At 70.7% G+C, this 16069-nt stretch carries 13 protein-coding genes; 4 read left to right on the forward strand and 9 right to left on the reverse strand.

Features of this window, described 5'->3' with window-relative positions; genetic code table 11:
* Positions 1-40: 40 nt before the first annotated feature.
* The 4 genes from A7B18_RS03285 to A7B18_RS03300 all read right to left on the reverse strand — a co-directional run bounded on the left by A7B18_RS03285 (position 41) and on the right by A7B18_RS03300 (position 5465).
* Positions 41-2815, reverse strand: a complete 2775-nt coding sequence (locus tag A7B18_RS03285; RefSeq protein ID WP_102125228.1) for a valine--tRNA ligase — start codon at positions 2813-2815, stop codon at positions 41-43.
* Positions 2808-3320 carry an NUDIX hydrolase gene (locus tag A7B18_RS22405; protein ID WP_245872722.1) on the reverse strand — a complete coding sequence of 171 codons (513 nt, stop codon included), beginning with the start codon at positions 3318-3320 and terminating at the stop codon, positions 2808-2810. Before A7B18_RS22405 ends, A7B18_RS03285 begins: the two co-directional genes overlap by 8 nt.
* Positions 3321-3690: 370 nt before the next feature.
* Positions 3691-4212, reverse strand: coding sequence for a DUF4388 domain-containing protein (locus tag A7B18_RS03295; protein ID WP_102125230.1), 522 nt, complete (start codon positions 4210-4212; stop codon positions 3691-3693).
* A 113-nt stretch (positions 4213-4325) separates the two neighbouring features.
* Positions 4326-5465: an NAD(P)/FAD-dependent oxidoreductase gene (locus A7B18_RS03300; protein ID WP_102125231.1), complete on the reverse strand. Its 1140-nt coding sequence runs from the start codon at positions 5463-5465 to the stop codon at positions 4326-4328.
* Positions 5466-5775: 310 nt separating this feature from the next.
* Between A7B18_RS03300 and A7B18_RS03305 the strand changes: the two genes are divergently transcribed.
* From A7B18_RS03305 to A7B18_RS03315, 3 genes are all read left to right on the forward strand, one after another.
* Positions 5776-6276 carry a (2Fe-2S)-binding protein gene (locus A7B18_RS03305; RefSeq protein WP_102125232.1) on the forward strand — a complete coding sequence of 167 codons (501 nt, stop codon included), beginning with the start codon at positions 5776-5778 and terminating at the stop codon, positions 6274-6276.
* 123 nt (positions 6277-6399) lie between these two features.
* Positions 6400-8793: a xanthine dehydrogenase family protein molybdopterin-binding subunit gene (locus A7B18_RS03310; protein WP_102125233.1), complete on the forward strand. Its 2394-nt coding sequence runs from the start codon at positions 6400-6402 to the stop codon at positions 8791-8793.
* Positions 8794-8912: 119 nt separating this feature from the next.
* Positions 8913-9704, forward strand: coding sequence for an FAD binding domain-containing protein (locus A7B18_RS03315; RefSeq protein WP_102125234.1), 792 nt, complete (start codon positions 8913-8915; stop codon positions 9702-9704).
* Between the two features lie 182 nt (positions 9705-9886).
* Here A7B18_RS03315 and A7B18_RS03320 read toward each other — a convergent pair whose 3' ends face one another.
* The gene (locus tag A7B18_RS03320) at positions 9887-10366 is read right to left on the reverse strand and encodes an FKBP-type peptidyl-prolyl cis-trans isomerase (RefSeq protein WP_102125235.1); all 480 of its coding nucleotides are present in this window, start codon (positions 10364-10366) and stop codon (positions 9887-9889) included.
* A gap of 151 nt (positions 10367-10517) precedes the next feature.
* On the opposite strand from A7B18_RS03320, the gene A7B18_RS03325 reads away from it, so the two are divergent.
* Positions 10518-11714 (forward strand): molybdopterin molybdotransferase MoeA, encoded by a 1197-nt coding sequence (locus tag A7B18_RS03325; RefSeq protein WP_102125236.1) that lies wholly within the window; start codon positions 10518-10520, stop codon positions 11712-11714.
* A 77-nt stretch (positions 11715-11791) separates the two neighbouring features.
* Here the strand turns inward: A7B18_RS03325 and A7B18_RS03330 are convergent, their stop codons facing one another.
* The 4 genes from A7B18_RS03330 to A7B18_RS03345 form a co-directional block, all read right to left on the reverse strand.
* A complete protein-coding gene (locus A7B18_RS03330; RefSeq protein ID WP_102125237.1) occupies positions 11792-12868 on the reverse strand; it encodes an NAD(P)/FAD-dependent oxidoreductase in 1077 nt (358 codons plus the stop codon).
* 40 nt (positions 12869-12908) lie between these two features.
* Positions 12909-13337, reverse strand: coding sequence for a CoA-binding protein (locus A7B18_RS03335; RefSeq protein WP_102125238.1), 429 nt, complete (start codon positions 13335-13337; stop codon positions 12909-12911).
* Positions 13334-14677, reverse strand: a complete 1344-nt coding sequence (hemL, locus tag A7B18_RS03340) for a glutamate-1-semialdehyde 2,1-aminomutase (protein WP_102125239.1) — start codon at positions 14675-14677, stop codon at positions 13334-13336. The genes A7B18_RS03335 and hemL overlap by 4 nt, the downstream gene beginning before the upstream one ends.
* A 508-nt stretch (positions 14678-15185) precedes the next feature.
* Positions 15186-15887: a hypothetical protein gene (locus tag A7B18_RS03345; RefSeq protein WP_102125240.1), complete on the reverse strand. Its 702-nt coding sequence runs from the start codon at positions 15885-15887 to the stop codon at positions 15186-15188.
* Between the last annotated feature and the right edge of the window lie 182 nt (positions 15888-16069).

The raw sequence follows: 16069 nt of genomic DNA on the forward strand, positions 1-16069 counted from the left end.
CTCCGGGCACGGGGACTTCCTGACGCTCGCCACCTGACCCTCACGCGAACTGCGCCAGCACCTGCTCCAGCCTCTCCTTCTGCGCCGAGAAGTCCTGCACGCGGCGCCGTTCCTCCTCGATCACATCGTGAGGGGCGCGGGCGACGAAGCCTTCGCTTCGCAGCTTGCCCTGCGCCTGCCTGATCTGCTTGTCGAACTCGGCGAGGCGCTTGCGTTGCCGGGCGAGCCAGTCTTCCACGTCCACCGTGCCCTCCAGCGGCGCGCGCACCGTCACACCCGCCTCCACGGCGCTGAGGGTGCGGCCCTCCAGCACGTCCGTCAGGGTCACGCGGGCGATGCCCTCCACCACCCGGGCGTTCTCGCGCACGAGAGGAGCGAGGTCGCCCTCCACCGCCACGCTCAGGCGGTCTTGCGGAGAGAGGCCGAGTTCGTTCTTCAGGCTGCGGGCGGCACTCACGGCGGCGCGCAGGGCCCCGAAGGCGCGGGTGGCCTCGGCGTCGTGCAGCGTCTCGTCCGGCTGCGGCCACGAGTGCAGCGCGAGCTGGCGGCGGTGCCCGAGAGAGGCGTACAGCTCCGACGTGATGAAGGGCATGAAGGGGTGCAGCAGCTTGAGGATGTGCTCCAGCACGGCCTTGAGGGTGCCCAACGTGCCGAGCCGCCCCTCGGCGAGCGCGGGCTTGGCCGCCTCGATGTACCAGTCGCAGAACTCGTCCCAGGTGAAGGCGTACAGGGCGCGGATGGCCGCCCCGATGTCGTACTCGTCCAGCAGGGCCGTCACCTCCGCCGTCACCGCGTTCAGGCGGCTGATGATCCAGCGGTCGGCGAGGGTGAGGTCGGGCCGGGCGCGGAGTTGGGCCAGGGCGTCCCGGCTGCGCAGGGGGTCGCTGCCGTGCGTGTCCGGCGCCTCCACCGCGCTCCGGACATAGCGGGTCAGGTCGTCGTCCCCGCCGAGGTTCGGCACGCCCTCGGCCAGCCGCAGCCGGGCGAAGCGGGCCGCGTTCCAGAGCTTGTTGGCGAAGTTGCGCCCCTGCTCGAACCGCCGGGGATCGTGCCGGATGTCCTGCCCGCCCGTGGACAGGCTGGTGAAGGCGAAGCGGCAGGCGTCCACCCCGTAGGTGTCGAAGAGTTCCAGGGGGTCGATGCCGTTCCCCTTGCTCTTGGACATCTTCTGCCCCTTGGCGTCGAGGTACAGGCCGTGCAGCATCACCGTGGAGAAGGGGGCCTGTCCGGTGAAGTGGTACCCCGCCATCTCCATGCGCGCCACCCAGAAGAACAGGATGTCGTAGCCGGTCACGAGCACCTGGGTCGGGTAGAACTTGCGGTAGTCCTCGCAGTCGGTGTCCGGCCAGCCCAGCGTCGAGAAGGGCCAGAGGTTCGAGGAAAACCACGTGTCGAACACGTCCGGGTCGCGGCGCAGGTTGAGGTGGGCGTAGCGCGGGTCCTGGTCGCAGTCGAGGTCGGGAGTCTCGGGGCTCGGCACGTACACGTTGCCCTCGTCGTCGTACCACGCGGGAATCTGGTGGCCCCACCAGAGCTGGCGCGAGATATTCCAGTCGCGGATGTTCTCCAGCCAGTCGCGGTTGACCTTGGTGTACCGCTCGGGCGTCAGGCGGATCTCGCCCGCGTCGAGCCCGGCGAGCACCCGGTCGGCCATCGGCTTCATGGTCACGAACCACTGGGTCGAGACGATGGGCTCCACCGGCACCTTCGTCCGCTCGCTCAGGCCGATGGCGGTGTCGTGGTCTCTCTCCTCGATCAGGTCGCCCGACTCGGCCAGCGCCGCCACCACCGCTTTCCGGGCCGCAAACCGCTCCATGCCCCGGAAGGGTTCGGGCACGAGGTCCGAGCCGAGGTTGCCGTCGAGGTCGATCACGCTGGGTCGCGCTAAGTTATGCCGCTCCCCGATCTCGAAGTCGGTGGGGTCGTGGGCGGGGGTGATCTTCAGGGCGCCCACGCCGAACTCCCGCTCCACCGCCTCGTCGGCGATGATCGGGATGAACCGGTCGGTGAGGGGGATGCGCGCCCGCTGGCCGATCAGGTGCCGGAACCGCTCGTCCTCGGGATGCACGGCAATCGCCTGGTCCGCGAAGATCGTCTCGGGCCGGACGGTGGCGATGCGGATTTCACCGCTTTCACCGTTGCTGGCGGGAAGAGACGGGTCCTCCAGCTTGTAGCTCAGAGTGGACATCTTCCCCTTGCGCACCTCGCGGTCGATCTCCAGTTCGGAGAGGGTGGTCTGCGAGGCGGGGTCCCAGTTCACGATGCGCTCGCCGCGGTAGGCGAGGCCCTCGTGGTAGAGCCGCACGAACTGGGCGCGCACGGCCTTGCTGAGTTCCTCGTCCATCGTGAACTTCTCGCGGGTCCAGTCCACGCTCACGCCGAGACGGGTCAGTTGGTCGAGGATCATCCCGCCCGACTGCGCCTTCCACTCCCACACGCGGTTCACGAACGCCCCCCGCCCCAGGTCGAAGCGGGTCAGGCCCTCCTGCTTGAGCTGGCGCTCCACCACGACCTGCGTGCTGATGCCCGCGTGGTCCATCCCCGGCAGGTACAGGGCCTCGAAGCCCTGCGTCCGTTTGAAGCGGATCAGGGTGTCGATCAGGGTGTTGTCGAGCGCGTGCCCCAGGTGCAGGTTGCCCGTCACGTTGGGCGGCGGAATCACGATGGTGAAGGGGGGCTTGCCGCTGCTCGCGTCCGCCCGGAAGGGTTCGCTCCTCCAGCGCGCGGCCCAGGCGGGCTCGATGGCGGCGGGATCGAAGGCCTTGGCGAGGGCGCCGGAGCCCGCCTCGGTGGGGTCGAAGGTCGTGTCAGTCATGGGAAAGCTCCATCGGGGGGAGGTGAAGGTGCCGGGTGAGTTCGGGGAGGGCGGCGTCGTGGCCGTCGCCGGGAGTCAGGCTAGAGGCGCCGAGGGGAGCGAAGCGGCAGAGGAAGGTGAGCCCGGCGTCCCCTCCCCCGTGCGTAACCCGGTGCGCCCAGGCGTCCGGAGTGTCGGGCGGGGCCGACAGGTGGAAGACGTGCCAGACCTCCGCAAGCTCCCCCTTCGACCAGGGAAAGGAGGCGAGGTGGGCCGGGCCGCTCAGCTCCAGGCCCGTCTCCTCCCGCGTCTCGCGCACGGCGGCCTCCGCGGAGGTTTCGCCCGTCTCCAGCCCGCCCGCCGGAACCTGCACGCCCGCGTCCGGGTACTCGGGGGTGTGCTCGAAGACGAGCAGTTCGCCGTTGCGCGTGACGTAGGCGAGGGCGCGCTCCCGCAGGCCGCGTTGCCGGGCCAGAGCGCGGGCCTCTGGCAGGGGCAGGGAATGTCCGGTCAGGGGTTGGGTCACGGGGAAACCTCCAGAAACGAGAACGCCTCGTCCGCCGGAACCTGCGCTCCGGGTGCGGACGAGACGAGGCGACTGCCTCCTGATCCCGCGGTACCACCGCCGTTCCGGCCCGTATGCGGGCGCGGCGCTCACGCTGCGCTGTGTCGGGCGCACCCGGACGGCTCTACACACCTCTTCAGGCTTCTTCCGCCCTGCTCGCGGGCGACTTTCCCCGGCGGCCCTCCCGGTCCCGCTCTCAGTCGCGGCGGAACCTTCCTGTGGGCGCACCCTCCGGGTACTCCTCCCGGTCACTGCTGGGAGACAGTATAGAAGAGCCGGGCGGGGGGAAGGATGCGTCACCTGGCGCATCGTCCGGGGAGGCGGGCCAGGCTCACCCCAGCTCGATGAGTCCCGCCGTCAGGAAGGGCCGCAACGTCTCCAGCGTGGCCCGGGGAGAGCCGCCCGCCCGCTCCAGCACGGCGCGCAGGGGCACCCCATCCGAGACGTGGCTCAGCGCGGCGTACTGTGCCCGGGTGACGGGCTGGGCCTCCGTCCAGCGCGGCGTGAAGCGCAGGGGCCGCTCCCAGTCGGGGAAGGCGCGCAGCAGCGGGCCCCAGGCGTCCGCCTCCCCGATCATCTGGCGCAGGGCCGGGTCGCGGCGGAGCGAAAGCGTGCGCTCGGGGGCCGCGCCCCCGGGGTCGAAGGTGAAGGTGCCCGCGTCGAGGCTGCTCAGCAGTTGCAGGGCGCCCTCGCCCGTCAGGGTCCCCGCCCGCGCGTGGATCACCTCGCCCGGCTCGAACCACAGGTCTCCCCCCCGCGCGTGCGTGACACTCAGCCGCCCGCCCCGCCCGCTGGAGAGCAGCATCTGCATGACGGAGAGAAACGGAAACACCGCGAGGTCACCGCGAACCATATGAAGAAGAGTTTAGGGCCTGCGGGAGGGGGGATGTCTGCCCCCGCCCAATGGAGGAAGCCCCGGGACACGGCACGCTCGCCGCCCTCCCGGGGCTCCGCTGAGAAAAGGCTTCAATCGATGCTCGCGCGCCAGCGCCACTCGGAGGCCCGCTTCATCACGTGCGCGAGGCCGCCTGTGATGGCGAGCTTCTGGTTCCAGGGCAGCTTCATCCAGCCCACCGCCATCAGGCCGCCCAGGGAGACGAACTCGCCCAGGGTGGTGGGCTCGTAGGCCTCGGGCTCCTCGCCGCGCGCCAGCCGCATGACGTTCTTGCCCGTCAGGCGGCCCTGCTGCCCGGCGTGCTGGGCGGTCGTGGGCACGGGCTTGCCGTCCTGGTTCAGGGCCAGGCCCATGTCGCCGATCACGAACACGTCGGGGTAGTTCTTGGCGCGCAGGGACCCGTCCACCGCGATGCGCCCGCCGGGGCCCTTCTCCAGCCGCTCGCCCCGCACGATGTCGCGCGCCGCGATGCCGCCCGTCCAGATGATCTTGCCCGCCGCCAAGACCTTTTGTTCGCCGTCTTGCGTCTGCACCGTCACGCTGTCGGCGGTCGCGCCCATCAGGCGGTGGCCCACCAGGATGTGGATGCCGTACTCGCGCAGGGTCTGCTCGGCTTTCTGCCGCAGCGCGTCGTCGAGGATCGGGAGAATCTTGGGCCCAGCCTCCACGAGGTAGATCTGGAAGGGGGGCAGGCCGCGCTCGCGGCTGAGGATCTCGGCGCGCTGGGCCAGCTCGGTCACGAGTTCCACGCCCGTCAGGCCCGCGCCGCCCACCACGATGTCGCGGTTGCCCTCGTAGTCGCTGGCAAAGGCCCGGTTTACGAAGGAGAAGATCTCGTCCGCGTCGCTGAGCTGCTTGAGCTCGGTGGCGTTCTCCGCCAGGCCCGGAATGCGGTAGAAGTTCGTCACCGAGCCCAGCGCCACGACCAGCGTGTCGTACGTCAGGACGCGCCCGTCTTTGAGTTCGACCTCCTTCTGGTCCACGTCCACGTTCTCGACCTGCGCCTGCTCGAGGTGGACGCCCGTGCCCCTCAGCAGCGGAGCGAGCGGCAGCGTCACCGGCGTGTTGTGCGCGGCGGCCTCGTGCAGCCGGGTCTCGAAGGTGTGATAGGCGTTTTGCTCCACCAGGAGCGCTTCCAGCTCGGGCAGGGGCTTCATTTTCGTGGCCGCCGCGAGTCCCGCGTAACCGGCACCGAGGATCAGGGTCTTCATGCAGTCACTCCTGTGAATGAATTCACGAGTTCACTTCGAGGCGGAGGTCACCCCAAGGAACGGGCCGGAGGGGTCCTCCGGTCACCGTTCCAGTCTACACGCCACGCGAAATGGACGTGTAAGCAAGGCCTTCATATCGGGCCCCGCCCCCCCGCCGGCGAGACCGGACGCGGGGCCACACCCCGGGGCTCCGGTTCATGCTTCAATGCAGGGGTACACACAATCCGCCCCGCCCGCAGGCCCACGGCGCACGGGCCCTGCCCCTTTCGCCCCCCAGCCGAGCTGCTCTCCCGCCCCCCGGAGGCCCCGCATGAACGTGACCGTCAACGTGAACGGCAAGCCCTACACCCGCGACGTGGAGCCCCGGATGCTCCTCGTGCACTTCCTGCGCGACGAACTCGGTCTGACCGGCACCCACGTGGGCTGCGACACCTCCCAGTGTGGTGCCTGCACCGTGCACCTCGGCGGCGACGCCATCAAGAGCTGCACCGTCCTCGCCGTGCAGGCCGACGGGATGGAGGTCACCACCATCGAGGGGATCGGCACCCCCGGCGCCCTCCACCCCCTCCAGGCGGGCTTCTGGGAGGAACACGGCCTCCAGTGCGGCTTTTGCACCCCCGGCATGATCATGGCCTCCGCCGAACTCCTGAGGCACAACCCCTCCCCCAGCGAGGAGGACATCAGATACCACCTCGAAGGCAACTACTGCCGCTGTACCGGCTACCACAACATCGTCAAGGCTGTCCAGCACGCCGCCGGGGCGATGCGCGGGGCGCAGGGACAGGAGCAGGGGCAGGCGGCGGACGATTGAGAAAAGCAGTGAGTAGGAAGTGGGCAGTGGTCAGTGGAACAAGATCAGCAAAGGCAAATGCTCTCGCTAGAGTTCCCACTTCCTCCTAACCACTCACCACTTCCCCGTTCCGGAGGAACATTTATGACCCAGTCCAGGCAAGAGAAGTACATGGGCCAGGCCCTCAAGCGCAAGGAGGACCCGCGCTTCATCACAGGGGCGGGGCAGTACACCGACGACTTCGTGGTGCACGGGATGCTGCACGCGGCGATGGTCCGCAGCCCCTACGCGCACGCCCGCATCGGGAATATCGACAAGGCGAGCGTGGAGGGGATGCCGGGCGTGGTCGCCGTCTACACGGGCGAGGACGTGAAGGCCGCCGGGCTCGGAAGCATTCCGGTGGGCTGGCTGCTCCCCGGCCTCTTGGTGCCCGCCCACCACGCCATCGCGCAGGGCGAGGTCAACCACGTCGGCGACATCGTGGCGGTGGTGATCGCCGAGACGCGCGTGCAGGCGGAAGACGCCGCCGCGCTGCTCGACGTGGAGTACGAGGCGCTGCCTGCCGTGTCGCTCGGGAGCGCCGCGCTGGAGGAGGGCGCCGCGCAGGTCCACGACGACGTGCCCGGCAACGTGGCCTTCCGCTGGGAGATCGGGGACGAGGCCGCGCTGAACGAGGCCTTTAACCGCGCCCACAAGACCGTGAAGGTCAAGCTGCGCAACCACCGCCTCGTGCCCAACGCCATCGAGCCGCGCGCTTCGCTCGCCCAGTTCGCGCCCGCCAGCGGCGAGTACACGCTGCACACGACCTCGCAGAATCCGCACATCCACCGCCTGATCCTGGCGGCCTTCGTGATGGGCATCCCCGAGCACAAGCTGCGCGTGATCAGCCCCGACGTGGGCGGCGGCTTCGGCTCCAAGATCTTCCAGTACCAGGAAGAGGTCATCGTCCTGATGGCGGCGCGTCAACTCGGGCGCCCGATCAAGTGGGCCGCCCGCCGCAGCGAGTCCTTCGTCTCGGACATGCAGGGCCGCGACCACGAATCCGAGGCCGAACTCGCCGTGGACGAGAACGGCAAGATGCTCGGGCTGCGGGTGAACACGGTCGCCAACCTGGGGGCGTACCTCACCTTATTTGCGCCCGCCGTGCCCACCTACCTGTACGGCACGCTGCTCAACGGGGTGTACAAGTTCCCCGCCATCCACGCGAAGGTGACGGGCGTGGTGACGAATACCGTGCCCGTGGACGCCTACCGCGGCGCGGGCCGTCCCGAGGCGACCTACCTCATCGAGCGCATCGTGGACGTGATGGCGCACGAGCTGGGGATGGACCCCGCCGAGTTCCGCCGGATCAACTTCATTCAGGCCGACGAGTTCCCGTACCAGACGCCCGTCGCGCTCGTGTACGACTCCGGCGACTACGAGCCCGCGCTCGACATGGCGCTGGAGATGATGAACTACCGGGAGCTGCGCGCCGAGCAGGAGCGCATGAAGGGCACGAACAAGATTCTGGGCGTGGGCGTGATCTCGTACCTGGAGGCGTGCGGCCTGGCGCCGTCCGCGCTCGTCGGCCAGCTCGGGGCACAGGCGGGGCAGTGGGAGAGCAGCCTGGTGCGGGTGCACCCGACCGGCAAGGTCGAGCTGTACACCGGCTCGCACAGCCACGGGCAGGGGCACGAGACGGCCTTCCCGCAAATCGCCGCCGACGAGCTGCAAATCCCCATCGAGGACATCGACCTCATCCACGGCGACACGGGCCGGATGCCCTACGGCTGGGGCACGTACGGCAGCCGAAGTGCCGCGGTGGGCGGCAGCGCCCTGAAGATGGCCCTGCAAAAGATCACCGCCAAGTCGCGCAAGATCGCCGCGCACCTCCTCGAAGCCTCGGAAGAGGACGTGGAGCACGAAGGCGGCGTGTTCCGCATCAAGGGGGCGCCGGAGAGGAGCAAGACCTTCTTCGACGTGGCGCTGATGGCCCACCTCGCCCACAACCTCCCCGAGGGGATGGAGCCGGGCCTGGAGGCGACCGCCTTCTACGACCCCAAGAACTTCGTGTACCCCTTCGGCACCCACGTCGCGGTCGTCGAGATCGACACCGACACCGGCAAGGTGGACCTGCGCGGGTACGGCTGCGTGGACGACTGCGGGCCGCTGATCAACCCGCTGATCGCGGAGGGGCAGGTTCACGGCGGCATCGCGCAGGGTGCCGGACAGGCCCTCTGGGAGGACGCCGCCTACGACGAGGAGGGCAACTTCCTGGCCGGGACCTTCATGGAGTACGCCGTGCCCCGCGCCGACGACCTCCCCAACTTCAAGATCGACCACACGGTGACGCCCAGCCCCCACAACCCCCTGGGGGTGAAGGGCATCGGCGAGGCGGGCACCATCGCCAGCACCGCCGCCGTGGCGAACGCGGTGATGGACGCCCTGTGGCACGAGTGCGGGATCAAGCACCTGGACATGCCCTATACCAGCGAGAAGGTGTGGCGGGCGATTCAGGCGGCGCGCACGGCGGGGATGGGGCAGGCGGCGGACGACTGAGAAGCGGTGAGTGGGAGGTGGTCAGTGGTGAGTGGAAGAAGCGTGGCAAAGGCCAATGCTTTTGCCAAAGCTCCCACTCACCACTCACTACTCGCCACTGACCAATCCCGGAGGGAAACATGTACCCAACCAACTTCGACTACCAGAAGGCCCACAGCGTCGACGAGGCCCTGGCCGCGATGGCGGCCAACCCCGACCTCAAGGTGATGGCGGGGGGGCATTCCCTCCTGCCCGCGATGAAGCTGCGGCTCGCCCAGCCGCCCGCGGTGCTCGACGTGTTCGGCATCGAGGAGCTGCGGGGCATCCGGGAGGAAGGCGACATGTCCGTGGTGGGCGCGATGACCACGCACGCGCAGATTCAGCGCTCGGGGCTGCCCCTCTTCCCCGAGGTGGCCGGGTACGTCGGCGACCCGATGGTCCGCAACCGGGGCACCATCGGCGGCTCACTGGCGCATGCCGACCCCAGCGCGGACTACCCGGCGGCGGCCCTCGCCCTGGGGGTGGAGTTCATGATCCGGGGAATGGACGGCGAGCGCGTCGTCTCCGCCGACGAGATGTTCGTGGGGATGTTCGAGAGCGCGGTGCAGCCGGGCGAGCTGCTGACGCACATCCGCATTCCCCGGAATATTCAGGCGAGCGCCTACGAGAAGTTCAAGCACCCGGCGAGCCACTACGCCATCGTGGGCGTCGCCCTCGCCCGGCACGCGGACGGCCAGATTCGCGCCGCGTACACCGGGGCGGGGGAGAAGGCCCAGCGCCTCTCCACGCTGGAGGAGCGGGTGAACGGTGGCCAACCCGTCGGCACCGGTCTGGTGGACTCGTCAGGCCTCCTCGGCGACCGCTTCGCCAGCCCCGAGTACCGGGCACATCTGGTGGACGTGCTCGCGGCGCGGGCGGCGGCGAGGGTGTAGAAGCAGGAGGGCCGCCCGGCGAGCGTTGCTCGCCACCCCTCACCCCTCTTCCCGACCCTCTCCGCAAGCGGCTCTACGAGTCCCGCAAGGGGAGAGGGAGCAAAAAAAGGAGGTGGGCCATCCCGGTTGGGGCGGCCCACCTTCCTCGTTTCCACTCACCACGGACCACTACCCACGGACGCTCACTCGTGCTCGTGCATCCCCGCCGCGTGCGCGTGGCCGTGCTCCAGCTCCTCGCCCGTGGCGTCGCGGACGCTCTTGACGGTCACGTCGAAGTTCAGGACCATTCCGGCGAGGGGCGGGTTGAAGTCCACCTGCACGGTGTCGCCCTCGACGCCGACCACCGTGAAGGGGAGGACGCTGCCGTCTTCGGCCTGGGCGTAGTAGGTCGCCCCCACCTCCACCTCGTCGTCGAAGTCGGCGCGGTCGAGGTCTTCCACGTTGTCCTCGTCGCGTTCGCCGTAGCCGTCTTCGGGCTGGACGGTGACGTGCAGGCTGTCGCCGGCCTTCTTGCCCTCCAGCGCCCGCTCCAGGCCGGGGATGATGTTGCTGTGGCCGTGGAGGTACGTCAGGGGCTCGCCGGCTTCGCTCTGGTCCACGACCTCGCCGTCCACCTTGAGCACGTAGTCGAGTTCGACAACCTTGTCTTGCGTGATGTTCATGGGGTTCTCCGTTTCTCGTAAGGACGGCACAATGGGAGCCGACTTGCCCCCGGAGTGTACCCTCCCCGCCCTCCCCGGAGAATCGGCCTTAACGGAATCGAAATAGTGAGGAGGGGGTGGGTGGCGCCCGTCCCCGCCCTATCCTGCCCGCATGACGCCCCGCCGCCCCGACTTCCCCATGTTCGTCAGCGTCCAAGGGGCGCGGGAGATGCTCGCCGCCCTCCTCCCCGAGCCCGGACGGGAGGAGGTGCCGCTCGCCGGGGCCCGGGGCCGCACGCTCGCCGCGCCCCTCTGCGCCCTCGTCAGCCATCCCAGCGCGACCGAGAGCGCCCTCGACGGCATCGCCGCCCGGGAGGAGGACACGCTGGGTGCTGCCCCCCCTTCGCCCGTCCGGCTGCGGGTGGTCGGGGAGAGCCGCGCCGGAGTTCCCTTCGCGGGCACGGTCGGTCCCGGCGAGTGCGTCCGCATCTACACGGGCGCTCCCCTCCCGGCGGGCGCCGACGCGATCTGCCCGGTCGAGCAACTGACCGAGGGCGGCGCCGAATACGTCCTTCTCACGCGCCCCGCCAGCCCCGGCGACGTGCGGCCCGAGGGCGGGGATTTCCGGGCGGGGGAGACGGTGCTGGAGGCGGGCGCCGTGCTCACCCCCCCGCGGGTGGCTCTGGCCGCCGCTCTGGGCCATGCCCGGGTGCCGGTGCGCCGTCGCCTGCGGGTGGCGCTGCTCTCGACCGGGGACGAGGTGATCGAGCCCGGCGGGCCCCTGTCGCCCGGGCAGGTGTACGACAGCAACCGCTACGGCCTGCACGCCATGCTGGAGGAGTGCGGCTGCGAGGTCGCGGCGCTCGGCCACGCGCCCGACAGCCCGGAGGCCCTCGGGGAGAGCATCGCGCGGGCGGGCGGGGCGGACGTGCTCCTCACGAGCGGCGGGGTCAGCATGGGACGGTACGACTTCATGCGCGACCTGCTCGTCGAACACGGGCGAGTCGCCTTCTGGAAGGTGCGGATGCGCCCCGGCGGCCCGGCCCTCCTCGGCGGCTGGAACGGCCTTCCCGTCTTCGGGCTGCCGGGCAACCCGGTGAGCAGCCTCGTCGTGTTCCACGTCATCGTGCGCCCCGCCCTCACCGGACAGCCCGTGCAGACCCTCCGGCTGCGGGCGGGCACGGCCTTTCGCACCCTACCCGACAAGACGGCGTTCTGGCGGGCGACGATTCGGGACGGCGAGGTGCACGACTACCCGAAGCAGGGGAGCGGCGTCCTGCGCTCGCTGAGCGACACGGGCGCCCTCGTCGTCGTGCCGGAGGGGGTGCGGGTGGAGGCGGGGGACGAAGTGGACGTGGTGCTGCTGTAGGAGTCTACCTGGGAGTCGGTCGGCGTCGCAGGGTCACCGCCAGGGCGAGCCCGGTGCGAAGGCGGCTGCCTTTGCCGTCACGGGTTGACTTCCTGCTCCGGGACACGCGGGGGCGGGGACGTGTGGTCCCGTTCGTCCTCGCCGGGCACCCGCCGCGCCAGCGCCCACCCGCTGAGGAGCGCCGCCTCCACCCTCGGGCCGTTGGGGTCGGGGGTATGCCAGTCGCCGCACCAGCCGATGCCCAGCGCCGGGTCCCAGTGGGCGGGGCCGGGCGCGCGCTCGGTGGGCGTGGCGTACCGCCAGCGGTGGGCGAAGGCGTCAAGGGGCGTGAAGTCCCCCACCACCTCGCGGGCAGCGGTGAGAAGGTCGGGCAGCACCTCCTGCGGGCGCCGTTCGAGCTGAGCCCGGGTCCAGTCGGGCGTGGCGTGCAGCATCAGGGCGGGGGGGTGTCCGGGCTCCCGCTTGGTATGCTCACGCGCGATCCACTCGAGGACAGGGTGGCCGTAGAGCCGCAGGGCGACCCACTCGGCCTCCAGGTCCCGTTCCAGCACCACGCCCGCCGCCCAGTAGGGGTCGTACCGGACGCGCCCGACCTCCCCCGCCGCCCCGGCGAGGCCCGGAACGTCGTCCATGAGGTCGTGCAGGAGCGGCGCGACCTGCGGGCCGGGAAGGTTCAGAACGAGGCGCGGCGCCGCGAAGGTCGCCCCGTCGCGGGTGTGGACCCGCCAGCCGCCCCCCGTGCGCTCCAGGCTCGTGACCTCGGCGCCCGTCGTGACGGACAGACCCCGCGCGAGGTGACGCCCCAGCGCGCTCATTCCGGCGGGGGGCACGTACCGGGGATGCTCGGAGGGCGGGGTGGTGACGCTGCCCTCCCGCCACTCGCTCACCGAGCGCGTCCACACCCGCGGCCAGCCGCCCTGCACGCCCCCCTCCGCCAGCGCCCGGGTGCGGTCGTGGCGGGCGGTGAAAAAACGCGCCCCGTGGTCGAGCCGGGCCTCGCGCCCGTCGTCCAGCGTGACGCGGCGCGTCGAGGCCCGCCCGCTGATCCCGCGCGACTTGTCGAGAAGCTGGACGCTCATCCCGTCCCGCACGGCGTCTCCCGCCAGCGCCAGCCCGGCGAGCCCCGCCCCGACGATGAGGAGGTCGGTGCTCATGCGCCCCGGCGGACGGGTGAGGGCCGAAGGCTGGACGCCCTCACAGCAGCGCCCGGTGGTCCGCCAACATGCAGCGGTCCTGCACGACGTCGATGCCGCGCCCCATGAGGGCCTGCGCCGTGCGGTCGTCGCGGATGCCGAGCTGCATCCACACCACGCGGGGCGGGGGGGCCATGTTCAGGATGTCCTGAAGATGCTCGTGCACCTTGTCGCTGCGCCGGAAGAGTTCCACCACGTCCACGGGCGTGGTGATCTCGGCGAGGGTGGCGACCGCCCGGTGGCCGAAAAAGCTCTCGCCGCGCGCCGCGAGGGCCGGGTTGACGGGGATGACCGTGTACCCCTGGCGGTGGAGGTACTCGGGAACGTAGTAGGCGGGCTTCATGGGATCGCGGTGGAAGCCCACCACGGCCACGACCCTGTTCTCGGTGAGGATGCGAATCACGTCCTGGGTGCTCTGAAGCTGCGTCATGTCCCCTCCCCCAGCCCCGCGTAGGCCGCGCGCGCCGCCTCCAGCGTGATCTCCAGCTCCGCGTCCGTGTGTGCCGCCCCGACAAAGACGCTCTCGAACTGGGAAGGCGCCCAGTACACCCCGCGCGCGAGCATCGCCTGGAACCAGCGGGCGAAGGCCGCCGTGTCGCTGCGCGCCGCGTCCCCGTACGTCCGCACCGACCCGTCCGGCGCGCCTTGGTGGAAGGCCGTCAGCATCGAGCCGATGTGGTTCACGCTGATCATGACGCCCGCCTCCCGCGCCGCCGCCTTCAGGCCGTCCGCCAGCCGCGAGGTGTACCCCTCCAGCCGCTCGTAGATGCCCGGGTCGGCCTCCAGCACCGACAGGGTGGCGAGCCCCGCCGCCATCGCCAGGGGATTGCCGCTCAGGGTCCCCGCCTGGTACACGGGGCCCTGCGGGGAAACCCGGTCCATCACGTCCGCCCGCCCGCCGTACGCGCCGACGGGCAACCCGCCGCCGATCACCTTGCCCCAGCAGGTCAGGTCGGGGCTGAGGCCGAGCCGCCCGGTCGCGCCGTTCAGCGACAGGCGGAAGCCCGTCATCACCTCGTCGGCGATCAGGAGGGCCCCGGCGTCGCGGACGCGGTGCAGGGCGGCCAGGAACTCCGGCGTGGGGATCAGCACGCCCGCGTTGCCCACCACCGGCTCGAAGATCACCGCCGCGATCTCGTGTCCGCGCTCCGCCATCAGGGCGTCGAGGGCCGCCGGGTCGTTGTACTCGCTCACCAGGGTCAGCCGGGCGTACTCCCCCGGCACGCCCGCGCTGCTGGGGGCGGCCTGGCCGAGCCCGCCCTCCGCGTTCGTCATCAGGCCGCTGCCCGCCTCCACGAGCAGACCGTCGGCGTGGCCGTGGTAGTTGCCGCGGAACTTGAGGATGTGATTGCGCCCCGTGAAGCCGCGCGCCAGCCGCAGCGCGCTCATGGTCGCCTCGGTGCCGCTGTTCACGAAACGGACGCGCTCGGCCCCGGTGAGGCGGGTCACCGTCTCCGCGAGCAGCACCTCGCGCTCGCCGGGAGCGCCGAAGCTCGTGCCGCCCGCCAGGGCCTCGACAATCGCCTCCCGCACCGCGGGGTGGTCGTGGCCCAGGATCATCGGCCCCCACGAGCCGATGTAGTCCACGTAGCGGGTGCCGTCCACGTCGGTCAGGTAGGCCCCGTGCGCCTCGCGGATGAAGCGCGGGGTGCCGCCCACGGAGCGAAAGGCACGCACCGGACTGTTCACGCCGCCCGGCGTCACCGCCCGCGCCCGCGCGAAGAGGGCCTCGCTGCGGGCCGCCACAGAAGGAAAGGTCTCGGTCGTCATGGCGATCACCTTACGGCAAGCTGATGGGATCGGGGGGAAGGGAAAAGACAGTTGGAAGGGCGGCGGGGAGCGGGAAGTTCGTTCATTTTGGAGGGCGGACCACGAAACCTTCCGCCCCAGGTGTCGGGCCCGGCTAGGGTTCCTCTTCGGGGCAAAGCCGAGTCGCAAGCCTGGGTTCGTCGGTGCCGTGGTGACGGGGAAGCGCTCACCATGACGTTCTTGAGCAACCGCTCGGAGTTGCGCCTCGTGCCGGAGCGACACGCCGAGCAGGTCGCCTGCGCTGGATGCGGGCTGTCCCCGCAGCGGGGCGATGAGTTTGGAAGACGGTCAGGCCCTTGGCGTGGGTGGCCTCCCCACCCCTCCACCGGGTCCGGCCCGAACGCCTCTCTCACGTCTTCGTCCCCCTGCACGGTGTGTTCGGGCGAGCTTCCTGCCTGGTGAAACTTCCGGACGGCGAAGAGGGCGGCACCTTCCGGCCCGCCCCTCCCGGCTGGTCGCTGACGGCTCCCTACAACCCCAGCAATCCCAGCGCCGCCGTCTGCGTGAGCCCCTGGCGGGAGGGCTCGACCACGGCGCGTTCCTGCGGGGTGGCGGTCTGCACGGTCGTGTTCAGGTCGGGGAGGCGGCCTGACCCCAGGGCCGCGGCGGCCTGGGCGAAGTCGATGTTGGGCACGCCCAGGGCGCGGTTGACGGTGCCCCGGATCACGGCGTAGCGCTCGGGGCTCAGGCCCTCGCGGGCCAGGGCGGTCGCCTGGGCCTGCCGGGCGCGTCCGATGCTGCCTCCCACGTCGCGCAGCACGCCGACGATGGTGAGGACGTTCGGCGTCTGCCCGTTCTGGATGTCGGTCCAGACGTTCTGGAGGTTCGTGAAGCTGCCACCCAGGGCCGTGCTCACGTCCTGGCGCACCCGCAGGAAGCGCTGCACCTCCGCCTGCGTGACGGGAGCGCCGACATTGCCGCCCGGCGCGGGGGTCGTGCCGGTGGAGGAGCCGTTCCCATTGCCGGGGAGGCTGGGCACCTGCACTCCCGCTGTGCCCCCCTGCGGCGTCTGGGTCTGCGTCTGCGCCGTGGGGGCCTGCCACGAGGCGAGAAAGCCCCGCACGGGCTGGATCACGAAAAACCACGCCAGAGCCCCCAGCACCCCGAGCACCAGCAGGGAGCTGCCTCCACAGCCCAGGCAGCCGCAGCCGAGTCCACGTCTTGATCTCATGCCCCACCATACGGGCCCCGGATGAGCGGGGTTCCCGGCAGGCCCACCGGAACGCGTTCGGCACAGGCTCGGTTGACAGCGGCCCGGCGGGCGCTCTTAAATACAGGCGCTCATCCCATTCTCAGTGTGCGGCGTGCCGGACGGCGCGGCTTTTGTGGCGTCCCGCCGTGCCCTCCGGTCCA

Source organism: Deinococcus planocerae (genome assembly GCF_002869765.1).
In the GTDB taxonomy this organism is placed as follows: Bacteria; Deinococcota; Deinococci; order Deinococcales; family Deinococcaceae; genus Deinococcus; species Deinococcus planocerae.